This window comes from Limnohabitans sp. Rim28 (assembly GCF_000293865.2).
GTDB lineage: Bacteria > Pseudomonadota > Gammaproteobacteria > Burkholderiales > Burkholderiaceae_C > Limnohabitans_A.
In genome coordinates this window covers 163,754-178,313 of the sequence record NZ_ALKN02000001.1, presented here as the reverse complement: position 1 = coordinate 178,313, position 14,560 = coordinate 163,754, and the positions used below count along the sequence as shown (strand labels likewise).

The 14,560-nt window shown below is 55.6% G+C and carries 14 protein-coding genes; all 14 read left to right on the top strand.

Going from position 1 to position 14,560, the window contains the following annotated elements; genetic code table 11:
• The 14 genes from ispG (at window position 1) to B472_RS00740 (ending at window position 14,487) form a co-directional block, all read left to right on the top strand.
• Window positions 1-1,290, top strand: a complete 1,290-nt coding sequence (gene ispG, locus B472_RS00805) for a flavodoxin-dependent (E)-4-hydroxy-3-methylbut-2-enyl-diphosphate synthase (RefSeq protein ID WP_019427920.1) — start codon at window positions 1-3, stop codon at window positions 1,288-1,290.
• Window positions 1,291-1,307: 17 nt separating this feature from the next.
• Window positions 1,308-2,627, top strand: a complete 1,320-nt coding sequence (hisS, locus tag B472_RS00800) for a histidine--tRNA ligase (protein WP_026039722.1) — start codon at window positions 1,308-1,310, stop codon at window positions 2,625-2,627.
• A 24-nt stretch (window positions 2,628-2,651) separates the two neighbouring features.
• The gene (locus tag B472_RS00795; protein ID WP_019427918.1) at window positions 2,652-3,323 is read left to right on the top strand and encodes a tetratricopeptide repeat protein; all 672 of its coding nucleotides are present in this window, start codon (window positions 2,652-2,654) and stop codon (window positions 3,321-3,323) included.
• 8 nt (window positions 3,324-3,331) lie between these two features.
• A complete protein-coding gene (gene bamB / locus B472_RS00790) occupies window positions 3,332-4,453 on the top strand; it encodes an outer membrane protein assembly factor BamB (RefSeq protein ID WP_238147353.1) in 1,122 nt (373 codons plus the stop codon).
• Between the two features lie 19 nt (window positions 4,454-4,472).
• Window positions 4,473-5,813, top strand: a complete 1,341-nt coding sequence (der, locus tag B472_RS00785) for a ribosome biogenesis GTPase Der (protein ID WP_019427916.1) — start codon at window positions 4,473-4,475, stop codon at window positions 5,811-5,813.
• 37 nt (window positions 5,814-5,850) lie between these two features.
• On the top strand, window positions 5,851-6,147 hold the full coding sequence (gene hfq / locus B472_RS00780) for an RNA chaperone Hfq (protein ID WP_019427915.1): 297 nt from the start codon (window positions 5,851-5,853) through the stop codon (window positions 6,145-6,147).
• Between the two features lie 66 nt (window positions 6,148-6,213).
• A complete protein-coding gene (gene hflX / locus B472_RS00775) occupies window positions 6,214-7,386 on the top strand; it encodes a GTPase HflX (RefSeq protein ID WP_019427914.1) in 1,173 nt (390 codons plus the stop codon).
• Between the two features lie 56 nt (window positions 7,387-7,442).
• Window positions 7,443-8,819 (top strand): FtsH protease activity modulator HflK, encoded by a 1,377-nt coding sequence (gene hflK, locus B472_RS00770; protein WP_026039721.1) that lies wholly within the window; start codon window positions 7,443-7,445, stop codon window positions 8,817-8,819.
• Window positions 8,820-8,830: 11 nt separating this feature from the next.
• Window positions 8,831-9,730, top strand: a complete 900-nt coding sequence (hflC, locus tag B472_RS00765) for a protease modulator HflC (protein ID WP_026039720.1) — start codon at window positions 8,831-8,833, stop codon at window positions 9,728-9,730.
• Window positions 9,731-9,733: 3 nt separating this feature from the next.
• Entirely contained in the window at window positions 9,734-9,919 is a 186-nt protein-coding gene (locus B472_RS00760) for a DUF2065 family protein (protein WP_019427911.1), read from the top strand.
• Between the two features lie 134 nt (window positions 9,920-10,053).
• The gene (locus tag B472_RS00755) at window positions 10,054-11,214 is read left to right on the top strand and encodes an ATP phosphoribosyltransferase regulatory subunit (RefSeq protein WP_019427910.1); all 1,161 of its coding nucleotides are present in this window, start codon (window positions 10,054-10,056) and stop codon (window positions 11,212-11,214) included.
• Between the two features lie 17 nt (window positions 11,215-11,231).
• A complete protein-coding gene (locus B472_RS00750; protein WP_019427909.1) occupies window positions 11,232-12,560 on the top strand; it encodes an adenylosuccinate synthase in 1,329 nt (442 codons plus the stop codon).
• A gap of 55 nt (window positions 12,561-12,615) precedes the next feature.
• A complete protein-coding gene (locus B472_RS00745) occupies window positions 12,616-13,140 on the top strand; it encodes a phosphoribosyltransferase (protein ID WP_019427908.1) in 525 nt (174 codons plus the stop codon).
• A 72-nt stretch (window positions 13,141-13,212) separates the two neighbouring features.
• Window positions 13,213-14,487 carry a PLP-dependent transferase gene (locus B472_RS00740; protein WP_019427907.1) on the top strand — a complete coding sequence of 425 codons (1,275 nt, stop codon included), beginning with the start codon at window positions 13,213-13,215 and terminating at the stop codon, window positions 14,485-14,487.
• The last annotated feature ends 73 nt before the right edge of the window (window positions 14,488-14,560 follow it).

Below are 14,560 nucleotides of genomic sequence, written 5' to 3'. Positions count from 1 at the left end.
ATGTCTTCTGTTTTGACTTCGTCATCGGCTCATCCGATTGAAATTGCCAAACCGCTTAAGCGGGTCAGTCGTCAATCCAAGGTGGTTTGGGGCTCCAAAGTGGTCACCGTGGGCGGCGGTGCACCTGTCAGGGTTCAATCCATGACCAACACAGACACTGTGGACGTCATTGGAACAGCCATCCAAGTCAAAGAGTTGGCGATCGCGGGCTCTGAGATGGTGCGGATCACGGTCAATACCCCAGAAGCTGCCGAGGCGGTTCCGCACATTCGCGATCAGCTCGACAAAATGGGCATCGACGTGCCATTGATTGGTGACTTTCATTACAACGGCCACCGCCTGTTGACCGATTACCCTGCGTGCGCCGAGGCGCTGTCCAAATACCGCATCAACCCCGGCAACGTGGGCAAGGGCGATAAGCGGGATATTCAATTCGGTCAGATGATCGAAGCGGCCATGCGTTGGAACAAGCCCATTCGCATTGGTGTGAATTGGGGTAGCCTGGACCAAGATCTTTTGGCTGAGCTGATGGATGTGAACAGCCAGCGTGCATCGCCGTGGGAAGCCCGGCAAGTGATGTACGAGGCTTTGATCGCTTCGGCCATTTCTTCTGCACAACGCGCAGAGGAAATGGGTTTATCCGGCGACCACATCACGTTGTCTTGCAAAGTGTCTGGCGTTCAGGATTTGATCTCTGTTTACCGCGAACTCGGACGCCGTACCGACTACGTCTTGCACCTTGGCCTGACAGAAGCTGGCATGGGCACCAAGGGCACTGTGGCTTCTGCTGCCGCCTTGTCTGTGCTGCTGCAAGAGGGCATTGGCGACACCATCCGCGTGTCGCTCACCCCTCAGCCAGGCGAAGCCCGCACGCAAGAGGTGGTGATTGCCTCTGAGATTTTGCAGTCCTTGGGTTTGCGTATTTTTGTCCCCAGCGTGACGGCATGCCCCGGATGCGGCCGGACCACCAGCAGCACTTTCCAGGAGCTGGCCAAGCAAATTGACGACTTTTTGCGTGCCCAAATGCCCGTATGGCGTGTGCGCTACCCCGGGGTTGAAAACCTCAAAGTGGCGGTGATGGGCTGTATCGTGAACGGTCCAGGCGAGAGCAAGCACGCTGACATCGGCATCAGCCTACCGGGCACGGGCGAAGCGCCTGCTGCACCGGTGTTCATTGATGGCGAAAAGCGCCTGACTTTGCGCGGTGAAGGCATTGCGCAAGAGTTTCAGGTGCTCGTTGAAAATTACATTGAGAACCGCTTTGGTTCCGGATCTGCAGAACAAAAATGAGCGACGCGCTGAAAGACATGGCCTCTGTGAAAGCGGACAAAGCCACCAAGCTCCCAAAGCTGGTCGGCGTGAAGGGTATGAACGACATCTTGCCACCAGAATCAGCCCGTTGGGAGTGGCTGGAAGGCCAGATTCGCGCCTTGATGGCACGTTACGCCTACCGCAATGTGCGTTTGCCCATCGTTGAGCCCACCGCTTTGTTCGTGCGTGGCCTGGGCGAAGTGACCGACATCGTTGAAAAGGAGATGTACTCCTTTGAAGACCGCCTGAACGGCGAGCAACTCACTTTACGGCCCGAGGGCACCGCCGGTTTGGTGCGTGCAGTGGTTGAGCACAATTTGCTTTACGAAGGCGGCAAGCGCCTGTATTACATGGGGCCGATGTTTCGACATGAGCGCCCGCAGCGCGGGCGTTACCGCCAGTTTCACCAAGTCGGTGCCGAGGTGCTGGGGTTTGGCGGTGCCGAGGTGGATGCCGAGCTGATTTTGTTGGCCAATGACCTTTGGAAGGTGTTGGGTCTCAAGGACGTGCGTCTGGAACTCAACAGTCTGGGCCAGCCGGCCGAGCGCCAAGCCCACCGCGCCGCCTTGATCGCCCACCTTGAAAAGCACAGCGATGTCCTTGACGAAGAGGCAAAACGGCGCCTTCACAGCAACCCTTTGCGCATTTTGGACACCAAGAACCCGGCCATGCAAAGCGTGGTCGAAGCAGCCCCCCGTTTGCTTGACTTTTTAGGCGAGGCTTCCTTGGCGCACTTCAACGCGGTCAAGGCGATTTTGGAGGCCAATGGCGTGGCCTACACCATCAACCCGCGCTTGGTTCGCGGTATGGATTACTACAACCTCACAGTCTTTGAGTTCATCACCACCAGCCTGGGCTCGCAAGGCACGATTTGCGGCGGCGGCCGATATGACTACCTGATTGAGCAAATTGGCGGCAAGCCTTCCCCCGCGGTCGGTTGGGCTTTGGGTGTTGAGCGTGTGTTGGAACTCATCAAGGAGCAGGGCGAGGCTTTGCCCGATTTGGCCCCTGATGTTTACGCCATCATTCCAGAAACAGCGGCTTTGCCCGTTGCCATGCAGGTGCTGCAGACCTTGCGCGCTTGTGGCGTGTCGGCCCAAATGCATGCCGGCAGTGGCGAAGGCATGGGCAGCATGAAGACCCAATTCAAAAAGGCAGATGGTTCTGGTGCCCGTTATGCCTTGGTTTTTGGGGCCGAAGAATTGGCCTTGGGGCAAGTGGCCGTCAAATCCCTGCGCGACGGTCAAGGGGCGCAGCGTACTGAGCCTTTGGGCGCGGTGGCCGACTGGGCCCACACCCTACAATCACACTCTTGATGTTTACCGAATAGTCAATACACCATGGCCAAAGCTCTCGACCTAGAAGAACAAGAACAACTTGACCAGATCAAGCATTTTTGGAAGAAATACGGCAACCTGATTTCTTGGATTTTGATCGTCATTTTGGGTGCTTATGCCGCTTGGAATGGCTACCAATACTGGCAGCGCGATCAGGCCGCCAAAGCAGCCATTCTCTTTGATGAGGTGGAACGTTCGGCCAATGCTGGCGATTTGGCGCGGGTCCAGCGGAGCTTTGCAGACATCAAAGACAAATTCCCAGGGACCTTGTTTGCCCATCAGGCCTCTTTGGTGGCGGCCAAGTTCTTGAGCACCCAAGGCAAATCGGCTGAGGCTCAAGCTGCCCTGAAATGGGTGGTGGGTGCGGCGCCTGACCCTGCATACCGTGACATTGCACGTCTGCGTTTGGCCGCGCTTTTGCTGGACGGTGGCTCGTTGGATGAGGCCTTGGCGCAATTGGCTCAACCCGTAGTTCCCTCTCTGATGGGTTTGGCTTCGGACTTGAAAGGGGATGTTCTGTCCGCGAAGAATCAAAAGCCTGAAGCCCTTTCTGCTTACAAAAAAGCCTGGGATGAATTGAGCGAAATCCCTGACTTTCGCCGTTTGGTCGAGGCCAAACTCAACGCTTTAGGGGTCGATCCTCTTGCCTCTGCCTCATCAGGAAACACCAAGTGATGAAGCCCATGTTTTCAGTTGTGTCGCGTCTCATGCTTGTGGCCTTTGCCCTGCTTGTGGGTGCTTGTTCCAGCGCGCCTGAAAAACCCAAGGCTTCGCCCTTGCCAACCACCAGTGGTACTTTCAAAGTTCAACCTGTTTGGAAGAGCCAAATCGGACCCGTGTTTGCGCATTTGCTGCCTTCCGTGCATGGGCAGCAGATGGCATTGGCCTCTGCACAAGGCCAGTTGGCCTTGATCGATGTGCGCAATGGCCTTGATGTTTGGCGCCTCAACCTGAATGCGCCGATTCAAGCCGGAGTGGGTGGCGATGGCCGCCGCTTTGCCGTGGTGACCCAAGCCAATGAATTGGTGGTTGCCGAGGCGGGCAAAGTATTGTGGCGGCATGTTTTGCCGGCCTTGTCCTACACCCCGCCGTTGGTGGCAGGCGATCGCGTGTTTGTGTTGACCGGAGACAGAGCCGTGACGGCCTTTGATGCCGATACTGGACAACGCCTTTGGGGCCAACAGCGTCCTAGCGATCCTTTGTTGCTTCGCCAGGCGGGTCTGTTGATGCCGATCGGTGACAACCTCTTGGTCGGATGGGGTGGTCGATTGGCTTCTTTGAATCCTATGACCGGTGCTGTGCGCTGGGAAACTTTGGTGGGCGTGACACGCGGTACCAACGAAGTCGAGCGTCTGGTTGATTTGGTTGCCGGTGCCAGCCGGCAAGGCCATGGCCTGTGTGTTCGCGCTTTCCAAACCGCTGTCGCTTGTTTGGATGGTTTGACGGGTCGCATGGCTTGGTCCCGTCCCGCCCAAGGTCATCAAGGTCTTGATGGCAACGAACAATTCTTGGTGGGCACCGAGTCGGATGGGAAAGTACTGGCTTGGCAGCGCAGTACGGGTAACCCACTTTGGTCCCAAGACGCGCTGCGCTTTCGAGGTCTGAGCACGCCTTTGCTTTTGAACAATGCGGTGGTCGTGGGTGATCAAGAGGGCTGGGTTCACTTCTTGTCACCCCAAAATGGCCAAGCTTTGCAACGCGTGGCCACAGATGGCCATGCCATCATGGGCAAGCCCATTTGGTCTGGTCAGACGTTGGTGGTGGTGACACGTGCCGGGGGCGTGCATGGATTTCGCCCTGAATGATGGATCGGAAAATTTTTAAGTGAAACCTGTTTTGGCCCTTGTTGGCCGCCCCAATGTGGGCAAATCCACGCTCTTTAACCGTCTGACCAAAAGCCGGGATGCCATCGTGGCCGATTTTGCGGGCCTGACCCGTGACCGCCACTACGGCAATGGCAAACAAGGTCGCCAAGAATTCATCGTCATCGACACCGGGGGTTTTGAGCCCGACGCCAGCGCAGGGATCTACAAAGAAATGGCCAAGCAAACGCAGCAAGCTGTTGCGGAAGCTGACATCGTCATCTTTGTGGTTGACGCTCGCGGCGGGTTGTCTGCACAAGACCACGACATCGCCAAATACTTGCGAAAAATTGGCAAACCGACTTTGCTCGTCGCCAACAAAGCCGAGGGCATGCTCGAAGGCATCCAATTGACGGAGTTTTATGAGCTGGGTTTGGGGGAGGTGATCGCCATCTCGGCAGCTCACGGTCAAGGTACGCGTGGCTTGGTCGAATTGGCATTTGAATCGTTGCATCTGTCCGACGAACCGGAAGAGACCGAAGACGACCCCTCGGTCATCAAGCTCGCTGTAGCCGGTCGTCCCAACGTGGGCAAGTCAACATTGATCAATACTTGGTTGGGCGAAGAACGCTTGGTGGCGTTTGATATGCCCGGCACCACACGCGATGCGATTTCTGTCCCGTTCGAAAAGCAAGGTCAAAAATTTGAATTGATTGACACGGCCGGTTTGCGTCGCAAAGGCAAAGTGTTTGAGGCGATCGAAAAGTTTTCAGTGGTCAAAACCCTGCAAGCCATTGAATCGGCGAATGTCGTGCTGTTGCTCCTGGACGCGGAACAGGGTGTGACCGACCAAGACGCTCACATCGCGGGCTATGCCCTTGAAAGTGGCCGCGCCATGGTCCTGGCCGTCAACAAGTGGGATGCGGTCGACGAATACCAGCGTCAATTGGTACAACGCTCCATCGAAAATCGCTTGCCGTTTTTGAGCTTTGCGAACATGCACTTCGTCTCGGCCAAAAAACGCCAAGGTTTGGGTCCTGTCTGGGCGTCAATCGTTCAGGCCCATAAGGCGGCCATGTGCAAGATGAGTACGCCCATTTTGACGCGCTTGTTGCTGGAGGCGGTTCAGTTCCAAAGTCCACAGCGCGGTGGTATGTTTCGTCCTAAGCTGCGTTATGCCCATCAAGGGGGGATGAATCCTCCGGTGATTGTGGTTCATGGCAATTCGCTGGAGCACGTCACCGACACTTACAAACGGTTTCTGGAAGGGCGCTTTCGAAAGGCCTTCAATCTTTCTGGAACGCCTCTGCGGATCGAGATGAAAACCTCCACCAACCCCTTTGCGGACAAGGAATCCAGTTGAGGGACGAGGGCATCACTTCATCCCAGCGGGGCACCCCATGCCCTGTGGTAAGGTCAAGTCTTTCAAACTTCTGAACACGGAGAATATCGTGAGCAACAAAGGCCAACTTTTGCAAGACCCCTTCTTGAATGCACTGCGCAAAGAGCATGTGCCCGTGTCCATTTACTTGGTCAATGGCATCAAGCTGCAAGGTCAAATTGAGTCCTTCGACCAGTACGTCGTTTTGCTGCGAAACACGGTCACCCAGATGGTCTACAAACACGCTATTTCGACCATCGTTCCTGGTCGCTCTGTCACTTTCAGCACGCCTGAAACTGGCGAAATCACAGCCTGATCATGCCCCTTGTGGTTTGGTGGTTCCTCTGGCCACCAAAGGCTGCTGAATTTGTCTGAAATGTCCATGAAAAAAACAGCACCGACGCTTTTGATCGGTGTTGATTTTGGCTTGCCTCACTTTGATGCCGATTTGGTTGAATTGGGTTTGCTCGCTAAAACAGCCGGGCTGCACCCCGTTGCACGTTTGACTTGCAAACGAAAAGCCCCAGATGCGGCCCTTTTTGTCGGCACTGGCAAAGCGGATGAAATCAAAGCCTTGGCTTTGCTGCATGGGGCGGTCGAGGTCCTTTTTGACCAAGCCCTCAGTCCTGCGCAGCAACGCAACCTAGAACGACACATCGGTTTGCCGGTCAATGACCGTACTTTGTTGATTCTGGAAATTTTCGGGCAGCGGGCCCGCAGCCATGAAGGCAAGTTGCAAGTTGAATTGGCCCGTCAGCAGTACCTGAGTACACGTTTGGTCCGGCGTTGGTCTCACTTGGAACGCCAAAGCGGCGGCATTGGCATGCGCGGAGGTCCTGGTGAGACTCAGATCGAACTGGACAAGCGGATGATTCAAGACTCGATCAAACGCATCAAGGAGCGCTTGATCAAGGTCAAACGCCAACGCCATACGCAGCGCCGGCAACGTGATCGGCGGGATACCTTCAATATTTCCTTGGTGGGCTATACCAACGCCGGTAAATCCACGCTGTTCAATGCTTTGGTCAAAGCCAGGGCTTATGCCGCCGACCAACTCTTTGCAACGCTGGACACCACCACTCGGCAGCTTTATTTGGGTGAAGCAGGGCGCTCGGTTTCCTTGTCAGACACGGTGGGCTTCATCCGTGATTTACCGCATGGCTTGGTGGAGGCTTTTCAAGCGACTTTGCAAGAAGCGACCGATGCCGACCTCTTGATTCATGTGGTGGATGCCTCAAACTCAGATTTTCCCGAGCAAATGGCCGAAGTTCAAAAAGTTCTGTTGGAGATTGGCTCAGATCAAGTGCCTCAATTGTTGGTATTCAATAAAATTGACGCATTGGACGGCTCCAACTACCCCCTACATATGCAAGACCAGTACGAGTTGGACGGTAATCCTGTTCCTCGTGTGTTTTTAAGTGCGCAAAGTGGTTTGGGCTTGTCCGTCTTAAGGACAGTGCTGTCAGACATCGTCAAAACTGCTCTGCCCGTCGTGCTCGTACCAGAAACTGATCCCCGTGACATTGACCGGGAATATGAAGGTGACATGCCTTGAGAGGCCTTCATTTTCGGCACAATACCGTTTCGTCAAATTGACAAAGACTGACCACCATGAATTTTCACCTTCCCCCCCTTCGATGGTCCTTGCTGCCTGCAAAGATTCGAGGCATGTTCAATCTGAACGATCCGCGTTGGGGCCGTGACGACGACAAGTCATCCAACGATTCGGGCGCCAAACCCAACAACGATGTGCCACCTCCGGGCCCCAAGCCTGACGCATGGCAGCAGCCACCCGGGCGCAATCCTCAGCAGCAAGGCGGCCCACCTGATTTGGATGAGTTGTGGCGCGATTTCAATCGCAAGCTGGGCCAGATTTTTGGCGGTAAAGGCGGCCCGCAGCGTCCTCCAGGCCCAAGCGGTTCGGGCGGAGGTTCAGGCGGACCTGAAATTCCGGCCTTCATCAAAAATTTGGGCATTGGGGTGATTTTGGGTGGGGCCTTGTTGGTTTGGTTGGCCACGGGCTTTTTCATTGTGCAAGAAGGTCAGCAGGCTGTGATCACACAGTTTGGCAAGTACCACTCCACCGTCAGCGCGGGTTTCAATTGGCGCATGCCTTACCCGGTTCAGCGTCACGAGTTGGTTTTCGTGACCCAAATCCGGTCGGTTGACATTGGTCGTGACAACATCATCAAGGCCACTGGCCTGCGAGAGTCGGCCATGCTCACCGAAGACGAGAACATTGTCGAAATCAAGTTTGCCGTTCAATACCGCTTGAACGATGCGCGCGCCTACCTCTTCGAAAGCCGTGACCCAACCCAAGCGGTTATCCAGTCCGCAGAAACCGCTGTGCGTGAGGTGGTTGGCAAGATGAGAATGGACTCGGCTTTGGCTGAGGAACGTGACCAGATCGCCCCCCGCGTGCGGGAAAAGATGCAGACCATTCTGGACCTGTACAAGGTCGGCATTGAAGTGGTGGGCATCAATCTGCAACAAGGTGGTGTTCGTCCACCCGAGCAAGTTCAGTCTGCATTTGACGATGTCTTGAAAGCCGGCCAAGAGCGGGAACGCGCCAAAAATGAAGCGCAGGCGTATGCCAATGATGTTGTGCCTCGCGCCGTGGGCGCGGCCTCTCGCTTGAAAGAAGAGGCTGACGCTTACCGCGAACGCATCGTGGCCCAAGCAGAGGGTGATGCGCAGCGTTTTAAAACCATCTTGCCTGAGTACCAAAAATCGCCACAAGTCATGCGCGATCGCATGTACACAGACACCATGCAGCAGATCTACAGCAACGTGACCAAAGTTTTGGTGGACAGCAAGCAGGGCTCCAACCTGTTGTATCTGCCGCTTGACAAAATCATGCAGCAGGTGTCTCAGGTGACGCCCCCGGTCATGGACATTGCGCCTGCGTCTGGCGTCAATTCCAACGCTGTTTCAGCCGAAACTCGCTCCAGGGATACACAACGTTCGCGCGACCGCGATCCACGATAAGGACTAAGAAAATGAATCGCATCGGATTGTGGATTTCCAGCGCTCTTGTTTTGTTTGCGCTCTTGAGTTCAACGCTTTTCGTGGTGGATCAACGCCAATTTGGCGTTGTTTACGCCTTGGGTCAGATCAAAGAAGTGATCACTGAGCCGGGTTTGCACTTCAAATTGCCTCCGCCTCTGCAAAATGTGAACTACATTGACAAGCGTTTGCTCACCCTGGACAGCCCTGACAATGAACCCATGCTCACCGCTGAAAAGCAACGCGTGGTCATCGACTGGTATGTCCGTTGGCGCATCACCGACCCCCAAGCCTACATTCGAAACGTGGGTTTGGATGAAAAGTCGGGTACCAGCCAACTCAACCGTGTGGTTCGTAACGCTTTCCAAGAACAAATCAACAAACGCACGGTCAAAGATTTGCTGTCTCTCAAGCGTGAAGAGCTGATGGACGACGTCAAGGAAGATGTTTTGGCGGTTGTCCGAGGTGCCAAGCCTTGGGGCGTTGATGTGGTGGACGTTCGAATCACGCGTGCAGACTACGTCGACACTATCACTGAATCGGTTTATCGTCGGATGGAAGCAGAGCGAAAGCGTGTCGCCAATGAGTTGCGCTCTACGGGTGCTGCTGAGGGTGAAAAAATTCGTGCGGATGCAGACCGGCAGCGTGAAGTCACGGTGGCCAATGCTTACCGTGATGCTCAAAAGATCAAAGGTGAGGGAGATGCCATGGCTGCTCGTTTGTACGCCGAATCTTTTGGGCGCGACCCGCAATTTGCGCAGTTTTACCGAAGCTTGGAAGCTTACAAATCCAGCTTCAACAGCAAAGGCGATGTCATGGTTCTGGACCCCGGCAGTTCAGAGTTCTTCAAAGGCATGCGGGGCACACCTTCCAGCGCACCTTCGCGAAAGTAAAACTTGTTGGGCTCACTCCTTTTGGCTTTGGGCTTGATGCTCATTCTGGAAGGTCTGATGCCCATGGTTCTACCGCGCCTTTGGAAAAGCCTTTTTGAGCAAATGCTCAAGATGGAGGATGGGCAGATCCGTTTCTTTGGCATGCTGATGGTGTTGGCGGGCATCTCTGTTATTTGGTTTCTGGCTTGAGTTCCTGAAGCGCATGCTTCGGCGCTCAATTTTGTTCTTTGTGTCAATTCAGAGCCATTTGACCGACGCTTGTCCGAAAAACACGCCTTCAACCCGGTAAAATCTCGGTTTTAACCGTCTCCCCCCATCCCCTCATGTCTGCTTGGGTCCTCCCGGATCACGTTGCCGATGTCTTGCCCTCTGAGGCTCGCCACATCGAAGAACTCCGCCGCGAACTGCTGGATACCGCCCGTGGCTATGGCTACGAGTTGGTCATTCCCCCGCTGCTGGAGCATTTGGAATCCCTGCTGACAGGCACGGGTGAAGCTTTGGATTTGCAAACCTTCAAATTGGTCGATCAACTTTCCGGTCGAACGCTGGGTTTGCGCGCGGACACCACACCTCAGGTGGCGCGAATTGACGCTCATTTGCTGGGCCGTTCATCCCTCACACGCCTTTGCTATTGCGGACCTGTTTTGCACACTCGCCCGGCACGGCCGCACGCGACCCGTGAGCCTTTACAAATGGGTGCAGAGATCTACGGTCATGCGGGCCCCGAGGCTGATCTGGAAATCCTTCAGTTGGCATTGGACTGCTTGTCTGCAGGCCTTGCGGGAAGTTTGCAAGTCGATTTGGCCGATGCCCGCATCGTCAATCGTTTGTTGCAAGATGAGATGTTGAGCGAAGACCTCCGTCACGACATCCATGCCGCCTTGGCGCGCAAGGATGCTTCAGCTTTAAAGGCCTTGTGCAAAAGCATGTCCAGGCCGTCTCGCGAGGGCTTGCTTGCGCTGGTCGACTTGTACGGTGATTTGAACGTGCTCGATCTTGCGTCTGAACGCTTGCCGGCCTACCCTGAAATCACCCAGGCTTTGGTTCAATTGCGTTGGTTGGCGGCGCAAATTTCAGACGTTGCCGTCAGCTTTGATCTCGGTGATTCGCGTGGTTACGCTTACTACAGCGGCATGCGTTTTGCCATTTATGCCCAAGGCGCATCCGATGCTCTGGCCCGAGGCGGTCGTTATGACGGCGTAGGGGCCGTTTTCGGCCACCGCATTGACCGTGATCGTCCGGCAGTGGGTTTCAGTTTGGATCTGAAAGAATTGGTCGCCGCTGTCAAGCCACTGCCTTTGCGTGCAGCCATTCGGGCCCCGTGGGGTCCAACCGCTTCTTTGCGCGCCGCGATCGCCTCATTGCGCAGCCGCGGCGAAACAGTGGTTTGTGTTTTGCCTGGGCACGAAAGCGAAATCGACGAATTCCATTGCGACCGCGAACTGGTTGAAGCGGCAGGGCAATGGGTGGTACAGGCTCTTTGAGAAAGAACATTTCAAGCATGAACATGAAGCAAGGCCGTAATGTGGTCGTCGTGGGCACCCAATGGGGCGACGAGGGCAAAGGCAAACTGGTCGACTGGTTGACCGAAAGCGCCCAGGGCGTGGTGCGTTTCCAGGGTGGACATAACGCGGGACATACCTTGGTCATCAATGGCGTGAAAACCGCTTTGCACCTGATCCCCAGCGGCATCATGCGCGCAGGCGTCAAGTGCTACATCGGCAACGGCGTGGTCTTGTCGGTGCCCAAGTTGCTCGAAGAAATTGCGGGCCTTGAAAAGGCTGGTGTTGAGGTTCGTTCGCGCTTGCGTGTGAGTGAAGCCTGCCCATTGATCTTGCCTTACCACGTCGCCCTCGATGTGGGCCGCGAAGCCGCCAAAGAGAAAGCCGGCACGGCCAAAATTGGCACCACTGGCCGAGGCATAGGGCCCGCCTACGAAGACAAAGTCGCTCGTCGTGCATTGCGTGTGCAAGATCTCAAGTACCCTGAGCGCTTCGCCACCAAGTTGCGTGAGAACTTGGCTTTGCACAATGAAATTTTGGTCAATATTTTGGGCGCTTCGGCGGTTGACTTTGACACCACGTACAACGAAGCCATGGCCTACGCCAAGGACTTGTTGCCCATGGTGGCCGATGTTTCACGCGAACTCAATGAGGCTCACAAGGCGGGTGCCAATTTGCTTTTCGAAGGCGCTCAGGGCACTTTGCTGGATGTGGACCACGGCACTTACCCCTTTGTGACCTCCAGCAACTGTGTCGCTGGCAATGCCGCTGCCGGAGCGGGTGTGGGCCCCGGGATGCTGCATTACATTTTGGGCATCACCAAGGCTTACTGCACCCGCGTGGGGGGCGGCCCGTTCCCGACAGAGCTTGACTGGGAAACCCCTGGCACGCCCGGTTACCACATGTCCACCATTGGCGCTGAAAAAGGCGTCACCACGGGTCGTTCACGCCGCTGCGGTTGGTTCGATGCAGCCTTGCTCAAGCGCAGTGCGCAGGTCAATGGCTTGTCTGGCTTGTGCATCACCAAGCTGGATGTGCTCGATGGTCTGAAAGAACTGCTGCTGTGCACAGGCTATGAGCTGGATGGCGAGACCCTTGACATCTTGCCCATGGGCGCAGACGAAATCGCCCGTTGCAAACCCATTTACGAAGTCATTCCCGGTTGGACAGAAACCACGGTGGGTGTGACCGAGATGGACAAATTGCCGGCGACAGCCCGTTATTACCTGGATCGGATTGCCGAGGTGACCGGTGTGCCTGTGCACGTGGTGTCCACGAGCCCGGACCGAGACCACACCATCTTGTTGCACAACCCCTTCGCGGTCTGACCCTTGTGTTCGACAGCCACCCGATTTCAACCCCCTGTTTTTTTGGAGTGAACCCATGTTGACCGAAGACGGCAAACACCTGTACGTGAGTTACGACGAGTACCACAATTTGATCGAAAAGCTGGCGATCCGCATCCACCAGTCGGGCTGGCAGTTTGACACCATTTTGTGTCTGGCACGCGGAGGCATGCGCCCAGGTGACATCCTGTCGCGCATTTTTGACAAGCCTTTGGCCATCATGTCCACCAGCTCTTACCGCGCCGATGCGGGCACGGTTCAAGGTCACTTGGACATTGCGCGCTTTATCACCACGCCCAAAGGCGAAATCGCTGGCAAAGTGCTGTTGGTTGACGACTTGGCCGACACTGGCCACACCCTGCGCGCCGTGGTTGACCAGCTGAAAAACAATTACAAACCCGTGACGGAGTTGCGCACTGCGGTCATCTGGACCAAAGGTGTGTCCACCTTCAAGCCTGATTACTCGATCGAGGATTTGCCAACCAATCCATGGATTCATCAGCCATTTGAGCCTTACGACGCCATGCGACCAGAAAAACTGTTGGAAAAGTGGCGCGTTTGATCCGCCTCGGACTTACCCGCATTTGCCTTGTTTCAGCCTCCTTCGGGAGGCTGTTTGCATTAGGATCTCTGCATGCAATATGAATCCTCTCAAAACGCTTTCGGCCACATCACAACGGGCTTGATCCACCACCCCTACGTTCCACCCGGTGGCTTTGAGGCACCGCAACCGGGTGTCTTCAAAGCGTCAACCGTTTACTTTCCCACGGTGGCCGCCATGCGGCAACGCGAGTGGAAGGACAAATCGGCCTACACCTACGGTTTGCATGGCACGCCCACCACTTACTTGCTGGAAGAGCGCTTGTGCGCTTTAGAGGGGGGGCTGCAATGCGTTTTGGTGCCCAGTGGGCTCGCTGCGTTGGCTTTGGTGGCTTTGTCTGTTTTGAACACCGGTGATGAGGTGCTCATTCCCGACAATGCTTACGGCCCCAACAAGGCGTTGGCTGAAGGTGAGTTGCGCCACTTTGGCATTTCACACCGCTTTTACGACCCGATGGACCCGGCCGATCTGTCGCGTCAAATCACACCGCAAACACGCCTGGTCTGGCTCGAAGCGCCAGGCTCAGTGAGCATGGAGTTTCCAGACTTGCCCGAGTTGGTTCGCCGTTGCCGCTCGCAAGGCCTTCTGTGCGCGTTGGACAACACTTGGGGTGCTGGCTTGGCCTTCAAGCCGTTTGATCTGTTGAATGATGCCCAGATGGACCCCTCAGGCGCAGGCGGTCAAGGCAGTTTGTCGGTGGACATCAGCGCCCATGCGCTGACCAAATACCCCAGCGGTGGTGGTGATGTGCTCATGGGCAGCGTGATCACACGGGATGCCGCATTGCATTTGAAAATCAAACTTTGCCACATGCGGCTGGGTTTGGGTGTGGCGGCCAACGATGCCGAAACTGTTTTGCGCTCACTGCCCAGCATGAACTTGCGCTACCAGGCCCACGACCAAACTGCGCGTGCTTTGGCCGCGTGGTGGCAAGCCCAGCCGCAATGTGCGCAACTGTTGCATCCGGCTTTTGAAGGGGCCCCTGGCCACCCACATTGGCAGACCTTGTGCGAGCGCATTCCCGGCAGTGGTTTGGCAGCTGGCCTGTTCAGCGTCATGATCGATCCACGCTTTAACCAAGCCCAAGTTGACGCATTTTGTGACGGTCTGAAGCTTTTTAAAATTGGCTACAGCTGGGGTGGGCCCGTGAGCTTGGTGGTGCCCTACGACATCGCGTCGATGCGGCAAAAATGGCCCAAGCATTTGAAACAGGGCACGCTGGTGCGTTTTTCCACGGGTCTTGAATCTGCGCATGACCTGATTCTTGACCTGCATCAAGCCTCACAAGCGCATTTGCTCGTGCGCTGATCACGCAGGCCACGGAATAAATGCTTATTTGACGCAAAGCCCACGGATTGGGCTCTGGGATGACTGTTCAAAG

What these genes read in the sequence shown, in the direction of transcription:
- ispG (WP_019427920.1), top strand. Translation starts at nt 1, where the DNA reads ATGTCTTCTGTTTTGACTTCGTCATCGGCTCATCCGATTGAAATTGCC.
- hisS (WP_026039722.1), top strand. Translation starts at nt 1,308, where the DNA reads ATGGCCTCTGTGAAAGCGGACAAAGCCACCAAGCTCCCAAAGCTGGTC.
- B472_RS00795 (WP_019427918.1), top strand. Translation starts at nt 2,652, where the DNA reads ATGGCCAAAGCTCTCGACCTAGAAGAACAAGAACAACTTGACCAGATC.
- bamB (WP_238147353.1), top strand. Translation starts at nt 3,332, where the DNA reads ATGTTTTCAGTTGTGTCGCGTCTCATGCTTGTGGCCTTTGCCCTGCTT.
- hfq (WP_019427915.1), top strand. Translation starts at nt 5,851, where the DNA reads ATGCCCTGTGGTAAGGTCAAGTCTTTCAAACTTCTGAACACGGAGAAT.
- hflX (WP_019427914.1), top strand. Translation starts at nt 6,214, where the DNA reads ATGAAAAAAACAGCACCGACGCTTTTGATCGGTGTTGATTTTGGCTTG.
- hflK (WP_026039721.1), top strand. Translation starts at nt 7,443, where the DNA reads ATGAATTTTCACCTTCCCCCCCTTCGATGGTCCTTGCTGCCTGCAAAG.
- hflC (WP_026039720.1), top strand. Translation starts at nt 8,831, where the DNA reads ATGAATCGCATCGGATTGTGGATTTCCAGCGCTCTTGTTTTGTTTGCG.
- B472_RS00755 (WP_019427910.1), top strand. Translation starts at nt 10,054, where the DNA reads ATGTCTGCTTGGGTCCTCCCGGATCACGTTGCCGATGTCTTGCCCTCT.
- B472_RS00750 (WP_019427909.1), top strand. Translation starts at nt 11,232, where the DNA reads ATGAACATGAAGCAAGGCCGTAATGTGGTCGTCGTGGGCACCCAATGG.
- B472_RS00745 (WP_019427908.1), top strand. Translation starts at nt 12,616, where the DNA reads ATGTTGACCGAAGACGGCAAACACCTGTACGTGAGTTACGACGAGTAC.
- B472_RS00740 (WP_019427907.1), top strand. Translation starts at nt 13,213, where the DNA reads ATGCAATATGAATCCTCTCAAAACGCTTTCGGCCACATCACAACGGGC.